Origin of the sequence: Shewanella sp. YQ_9 (genome assembly GCF_043103185.1) — a bacterium.
Lineage (GTDB): Bacteria > Pseudomonadota > Gammaproteobacteria > Enterobacterales > Shewanellaceae > Shewanella > Shewanella algae.
Genome location: NZ_JBICJO010000031.1, coordinates 1 through 6,670, shown reverse-complemented (window position 1 = coordinate 6,670; position 6,670 = coordinate 1). Strand labels below are relative to the sequence as shown.

At 47.9% G+C, this 6,670-nt stretch carries 3 protein-coding genes and 1 pseudogene; all 4 read left to right on the top strand.

Features of this window, described 5'->3' with window-relative positions:
• Positions 1-654, top strand: a pseudogene (locus tag ACF8D4_RS09420) (hypothetical protein); the annotation flags it as partial.
• A complete protein-coding gene (locus ACF8D4_RS09415) occupies positions 641-1,600 on the top strand; it encodes a DUF4123 domain-containing protein (RefSeq protein ID WP_392466518.1) in 960 nt (319 codons plus the stop codon). The pseudogene ACF8D4_RS09420 and the gene ACF8D4_RS09415, both read left to right, overlap by 14 nt.
• Positions 1,587-5,165, top strand: coding sequence for a toxin VasX (locus tag ACF8D4_RS09410; protein WP_392466515.1), 3,579 nt, complete (start codon positions 1,587-1,589; stop codon positions 5,163-5,165). The genes ACF8D4_RS09415 and ACF8D4_RS09410 overlap by 14 nt, the downstream gene beginning before the upstream one ends.
• Positions 5,166-5,187: 22 nt before the next feature.
• Entirely contained in the window at positions 5,188-5,997 is an 810-nt protein-coding gene (locus tag ACF8D4_RS09405; RefSeq protein WP_054745927.1) for a hypothetical protein, read from the top strand.
• Positions 5,998-6,670 lie beyond the last annotated feature (673 nt).

The window sequence follows — 6,670 nt, the reverse complement described above, 5'->3', positions numbered from 1 at the left end:
GTGCTGAAGACCCAGAGCCACAAGGGCGAGGGCAGCAACGAGCTGAGGTTTGAGGATGAAGCGGGGGAAGAGGAGATTTACCTGCACGCGCAGAAAGACCTGAACCTACTGACCGAGAATGACAGACACGAGCATATCAAGCACGACAGTCACCTGGATGTGGACAATGAAAGGCGCAGCCGCATCGGCGGTAATGACCACCTGACGGTGTTGGGCGAGTCCCGTCAGCAGGTAACAGGTGATAAGAGCCTGATAGTGGATGGCAGCTATCAGCAGAAAGTCGCCGCCAAAGAAGCGCTTGAGGTGGGCAGTGAAGTTCATCTCAAGTCATTGGGGAAAATTGTGCTCGATGCCGGCGCCGAGATCAGTATCAGTGCCGGTGGCAGCTTCGTCAAAGTCGATCCGGCCGGGGTGCACCTGGGCGGCGCGGCAGTTAATCTCAACTCGGGCGGCAGCCCAGGCTCAGGCCGCGGCTTTGCCGGCAAGGCACCGGAACTTCCGGGTGAAGTGGCCGCTGCCGAGTTGCCCCAAGGCGAAAAAGTGATTTTGCCCAATCCATCCCAGCAGAGTGGCACTCTGCTGCTGGCTGCCAGTACGGCTAAAGGTGTGTGCGAAATTTGCGAGCAGCCGGAGGAAGAAGATGCCCCTACCTGAACTCACTGGACTCAAGGGGCAGCTGTATCTGCTTTGGGATGCCTGTTTGCACCGAAACCTGGCGCAAACCCTGTATCAGCTGGACAACCGCGTCTTTATGCTACCCCTGTATCAAGGGACTCAGTTCGAGTCTCTCGGCGATATTCAACCTTTGCTGCTGCAATGTCCTGCCGACAGTCAGTTGTTGGATTGGTTGGAGCAACAGCTTTGCTACCGGGACAGTGTCTGGCTGTTTGAGTCAACTTCCTCCAGTGCTGAATTGTTGCGCTATTTTCAGCAATTACCTTTGCAGCAACATCCGCTGGGCCACCAGGTATTATTTCGCTATCAGGATCCCAGAGTGCTGGCGGGCTTTATGGCGGCGCAACTGCCGCTGGAAGCACTGTTCCCGGCGGGTATATTCGGCCGGGTATGGGTGTATGACACTATTGCTGAACACTGGCACTGCCGAGTGCCTCAGTCGGCTCAGTCCAGTGAGGTAACTCAGCGCTTTCAATTGACCGATGACCACCTCAAGGTGATGCAGCAGGTCTGCTGGCAGCAATTTGGTCTTAGGCTGCAGCAGCATTTGAGGCACTTCTTTGCCGATGAGTTCGGTTCGGTTTCCCTGGCGGGAACCTTGGCTATTGCCGAGCGCGCCGCCGCGCAAGGGTGGGAATCGGAGCGGGACATTTTTCTTTACGGCAATATTTTGGGTTATCTCGGTGCCGACTTTGAAAAGAATCTTATCGGCAATCAGGCAAGCAGTGCTTCCGGGGCTTTGTTTGATCAGCACCAGGCTAGCGATGAACCCGTCTCTCAATCAGAGTACGCCGGCATAGTTAACCTGATGCAAACCCGGGGAAGTGACAAATCTGCGGCTTTGGCACAAGCCGCAGATTTGGCCAAGCAGTTAAATCAACAAAGAGCCAATGCGTTACAAGGAGTTACCCATGTCGGCCGATAGACAACAACAGGATGCCAACGATAAGGCCACTCAAGAGTCGGATACTAAAGCCGGTTCTTTACTGGCAACTTGCCCACTCAAGGCGCAAACCGTCAAAATCGTACCTGTGCGTTATGCCTTGGATGAATTCCAGTTGGTGCCGGAGCCTTGCCCCAAGCACAACTTGCCTTCAGAAGGTAACTTCCCCGGTGGCTACTTCAGCAAACAACTCAAATGTAATAGCTACACCCTGCGTCAGCTTACCGACGGCTGGCTTTATGTCTGGAACCAAACCGAAAAGACCCTGCACGAATATGAAGTCAAGGGACCTCAGCTGATCCGTTACCAGTTTGGCGACAACGAGGCCGACAAACCGCTCAGCGAGCGCGGTACAGCGCTGGAGCCTAAAGTCTATCTGGAATATAACCGCGGCTCTGAGCTGTATTTGATGTTCAGCCAGCTAAGGTGCTCCTGGCCCATGTTGGAGCATTATCGCAGTAATGGCGAAGCCCAGCGTCGTTGGGGACGCAAGCTGTCATTGCCTGGATTTTGCCGCACTATGGCAGAGCCCCATACTGCCCCAATCAAGGTGTTGAGCCAGGTTGCCGATATTGCCGGCGAGGCCAAGTTCCCTATGGCGGTTCCTTCCCTGCAAGACAGAGGGGAGGGAGATGAAACGCTCAGCGGTAAGCCGGTTCAGCCCCTGACTACCTACCTAGGCCCTATAAGCGATAAAGACTCGGCCCTGATGGTCGCACTGGATGATATTTGGTCGGATATCTGTGATATCGCCTCTCAAACCTTTTATCTATCCGGACAGATGCATGAGTTTAATGAGGATGAGATGTATCGCCGGATGAATGCCAAAGCGGTAGTTCAGATTTGTGGCGGTCTTGATATGCTCGGTGAGGATGGATGGCTACACAATGATAAGTTGCCGCCAAAAGTCAGAGGGAATGAACTGGCAATCAACCGTTATCTGGATAAACTGACCGATTATCGGGAAGCCGTAAACAGATATGAAGATCAGCTTAGGATTTATGCCGCTCAAGGAGCAAAAGGCATTGTATCTCCTGATGAATTCTTGAAGCTTGAACAAGAGCTTGCTGCCGAATATGGCTCGGCCTGGAATCTGGATTTGCCTCGTTGGGAGGCTGAAAGGGATAGGCGTAAATATGCCAATATGCAGAAAGCGGAAAGTTTTCTGACAAAACACTTGCAGCATGATAGCGCATTAATGGAAGAGATTGGGCCTAGGGTGGATGAGCTGTTTGATTGCCACTTTCATATTCAGGCCAATGCCAGAGTATTAGGAGCAGATTGTCATCATCCCAGCCATCAAGAGGGCTTAACAACCTGGATGAGCGACAGTCTACAGTTGCTGGTGATGTTTCTTGATGATGCTAAAAGAGACATTCTTGCCAGTGCGTTTTCGAGTGCTTCCAAGCCCCAGGCGTTGATTGCTTTGACCACGAGCGGTTTTGACCCCTTATTGCACCAAGAGCTCAACGGACGCCTACAAAAACCGGCGGCTTTGTTGTCGGCAACCGGAGTATCAGTAAGTAACAACGCAGTATTAAGAATGAACGAGGTTAAAGCGGCATTTAATGAGTTGCCGTTGATAGAGCACAAATGGGCTACTGATTTGCATCAAGATGTCCACAAGACGTTGGATGCAATGCGACAAGCCTTTGCCGATAAAACCTCCCAAGGCTGGTCGCATGTACTGGAAGCCATTTTCCCTCTGTTTCGGGGGGAAAAGGGGATCTCTACCCATTCAACCAGCTTAATGTTGCAATCACTGCTGATTAACTCTTTCGTTGAAGATATTCCACTGAAAACTGAAGAGCTTTCTGACTATGAAAAAGCTTTTCAGGCTTATCAGGAAAAGCTTTCTGCTTTGGAAGGAAAAGTAAGGGGTTTGAAAAAACAAGAAAGCAATCTGGAAAAAGCAATTGACAATGCTGATAAAAAGACTAAAGACGCCAAAAAGAAACAAAAGAAAAATAAAAAAATTTATAAGCAGGGACGAAAGAAGGCAGTCAGAAGAGCTGCAGGCAAAGGTAAAGAATTTAGAAACAAACTACAAAAAGTAACCGGTGAAATCTCCGAGGCAGAAGAAGCACTTCAACTGCTTGTAGAAGAGAAGCCCTATTGGGCTGCTGCCAAGCAACAGGCGGTGACACTGGAAAGCCGACGTCAACTCTCTGAAGGGATAAAGGGCTATCTGGATAAAGGCAAAAAGCTGGCAAGTCACATTACCTTGGGCAGAACGGCTATTTTGCTTGGATATATCAACTTGTTATATACACCTATGCCAGAGAAGTACTCTTGGGACTCCTTTACGTTCGACAGTTCCGATGCCGAAAGTAAAAAGCTTCATACGCTGATTTACAATACAGGTTATCTTGTCGCCTTTGGTATCGCGGCTATTTGGTATGATCCTCTGCTGACCAAGATTAAGCAAACAGTGGCAGCATCTGGAGAGAAGAGCATCTATAAAGCGAGCTACTCTATAACGAAGGAAAAGAAACTGAAAGTTGTTCCTCTGTTTAAGTTGTCTTTCCATGAATCTGCTAATATTCACGGTATTGAGTTTGCCAAGGTATTGAAGAGTTTCCGTATGGCAGCGCTTTCCTTGGGTGTTGTCTCGGCAGTAGCAAATGCTTATGAAATAGCTCAGATTGGCCAGGAGTTGGGGCTTTGGGGCGAGAATCCGGCAGATTTGAATGTTGTGGAAAGATCGCTGAAATGGGTCCAAGAAGCCTCACTTGCAGTCAGTCTTGGCGGCATGGCGATTCAAGCTCTAGCAGCCTTCGGCTTTATTGCTGGTTCACCGCTTATCCTTCCAATACTGGCAATTGCCGGTGTGGCTTACCTGTTATCTTCCATTGCATTTATCTTTTTTTCGCGCGACGATATCGACAAATGGTTGGATCACAGTGATTTTGGTTCCTCTCCACAGTGGCTGAACACCCCCCAAGAGGCATTCCAACATCTGCAAGATATATTGCTAAAGCCTGCGGTTTATATGCAGCCCTCTTGCTCATCGAAACTGGCTGCTATCCTGGAAAAATCCAGTATTCCAAACCAGCTATTAAACCGCGAAACAGTATCCGGTTGTTGGCTGCTGTTCAACCTGCCAACAGCAGGGACTCATATTGAATTGGCGGAAGTCTATCATGAATATACTCTTTGGGGAGCGACTCAAATTACCAATTCTGATTGGGACGGAATGGAAGCAATAGCCGTTACCCCTGAGGCAGTCCGAAATCTCATTGAAAATGGCTTTCCTGAGACCTGGGATGAGATGGATGATAGCTATATTGCAAAAAACAATAGTCAATACTGGTTGATGTATGTACCTTTAACTCCGGCTGAATTCTTTGAAAATCCATTAAAGTCGGAGTCAGAGTTATGGTTGAGTATCAACCGCCCAAGGCAACGTAACATAGATAAAACCTGGCACTACAAGTTACAACCTAAAAGTTTAAGCCAAATTTTAGGTGTTTGGGGTAAGCTGCAGGAAGAAGAGGGCAAGTTTACTTTTCCTGAGCCCAAAGAAACCATAGGTATTGTTTTTTAGAACTAGTAGCAAGGAGAAGTTAGTGGGACAAGGAAAGAGAGTCAGCCAACTGGCTGACAGGCCTAGCTACATCCAGTATAGCAAGTATGGCCTTGAGAATGGACTTTTCACCCAAGCCGATATTACCAAGCTTGAAGACGAACCGGCCATCTTTCAATGGACTATACCAAGGGCTTTTTTTCATCGATTTAGTGGTTTGGCATCGATTTTAATGATTTGGGGGATTTTCGCAGGTATCCCTATGTTGTTTTTTTCATTGATAAATTTAGCATCAGAAAATCCACAACCTGATGATTGGAATTCAGTTGTCGGTATTGGCATTTTCCTTTCGTCGATTTTATTGATAATTTATTATTTCACTCGACTTCAATATCACCATGTAGCATATAAGATCACCGAGTCGGGCTTTTTAAGGGATGAGGTTAAACTGTGTCCAAGGTGGGGTTATGGCGCCATTAACCCGGAAGGTTTGATGTGGGTTCTGCGAGTTATGACTCTTATCCTTGTGCCGATAGCTCTGGTTATACACCCATTTTTATTGGTGGGTGTCGGCGGTCTGGCATTATTGAGTTTTAAAAAGGTAGAGCCTTCTGAGCCGGAAAAGGCTCACTATATTCCTGTGCTTTGGGATGATAGTAAGATGGTAGATGAAGATAAGGCGAGTCTAATTAATCTTAATCCTAAAAGACGTATTGTCCATATTAGAAGTCGTAGCTGGTATTATAATGATGCAATATTTTGCACCAAAGAGAATTATGAGGAAGTTAAAGCATTCGTACTAAAGAAACTGCCTAAAGCCAAGATTGTACAAGAGCAATGGACTATTATTTAATAGTACTGCTCTCTGCCAGTTGGTAGACAGAGTTTGAGACTCTGCAATATTTACATGAGTTAATGGCTTTAGCCTGTTAATTAACCGTCCTGATTGTATTGACTATTATTATTACATTGCGAAGGGCCCTTTCTCACAGGCATAAACCAATTAGTGGCTGGCTCACACAACAGCACTGGAGGCCTGGTCTCAGCCGTTGCCTGAAAGTGAATGGGCCCAGCCCAGCGCTGAGCTGGTTCGCTTAAAAGCGGAAATCACCGCGCGCTACCAAGCCGGAGGCTCTCTGGGGGATTTTGTCAAACCAGCCGCCTAGGGCTATGACTACGAGCTAATTTACCCCAGAGCTATACCCAAATTGTAAAAGTGAACGCCACCAGGGCTTATTCACACCTTCTCTAAGACTTTTACAGGAATGCTCTTAAAGCCAGTCGACTTCCGCTTACCCCTTGGGACATTCCTTCAGGCCACTCTTTCGGGCAACTCTCTTCGGGCAAAAACTTGCCCGGCGAGCAAAAAATTGCCCGGGTTCGGGCAAGAAATTGCCCGGAGAGTGGGGGTTGGTTTGGATGTTGTTTTAAAACAGTTGGTTACGATTTGGCATGCTTCTGGCATTGGGTGATGAGGTTTTATCACTCATTCAACAGTAAAAGGAATTAACCATGCCAACACCATG

Coding starts and splice junctions, on each gene's coding strand:
- ACF8D4_RS09415 (WP_392466518.1), top strand. CDS start 641: ATGCCCCTACCTGAACTCACTGGACTCAAGGGGCAGCTGTATCTGCTT.
- ACF8D4_RS09410 (WP_392466515.1), top strand. CDS start 1,587: ATGTCGGCCGATAGACAACAACAGGATGCCAACGATAAGGCCACTCAA.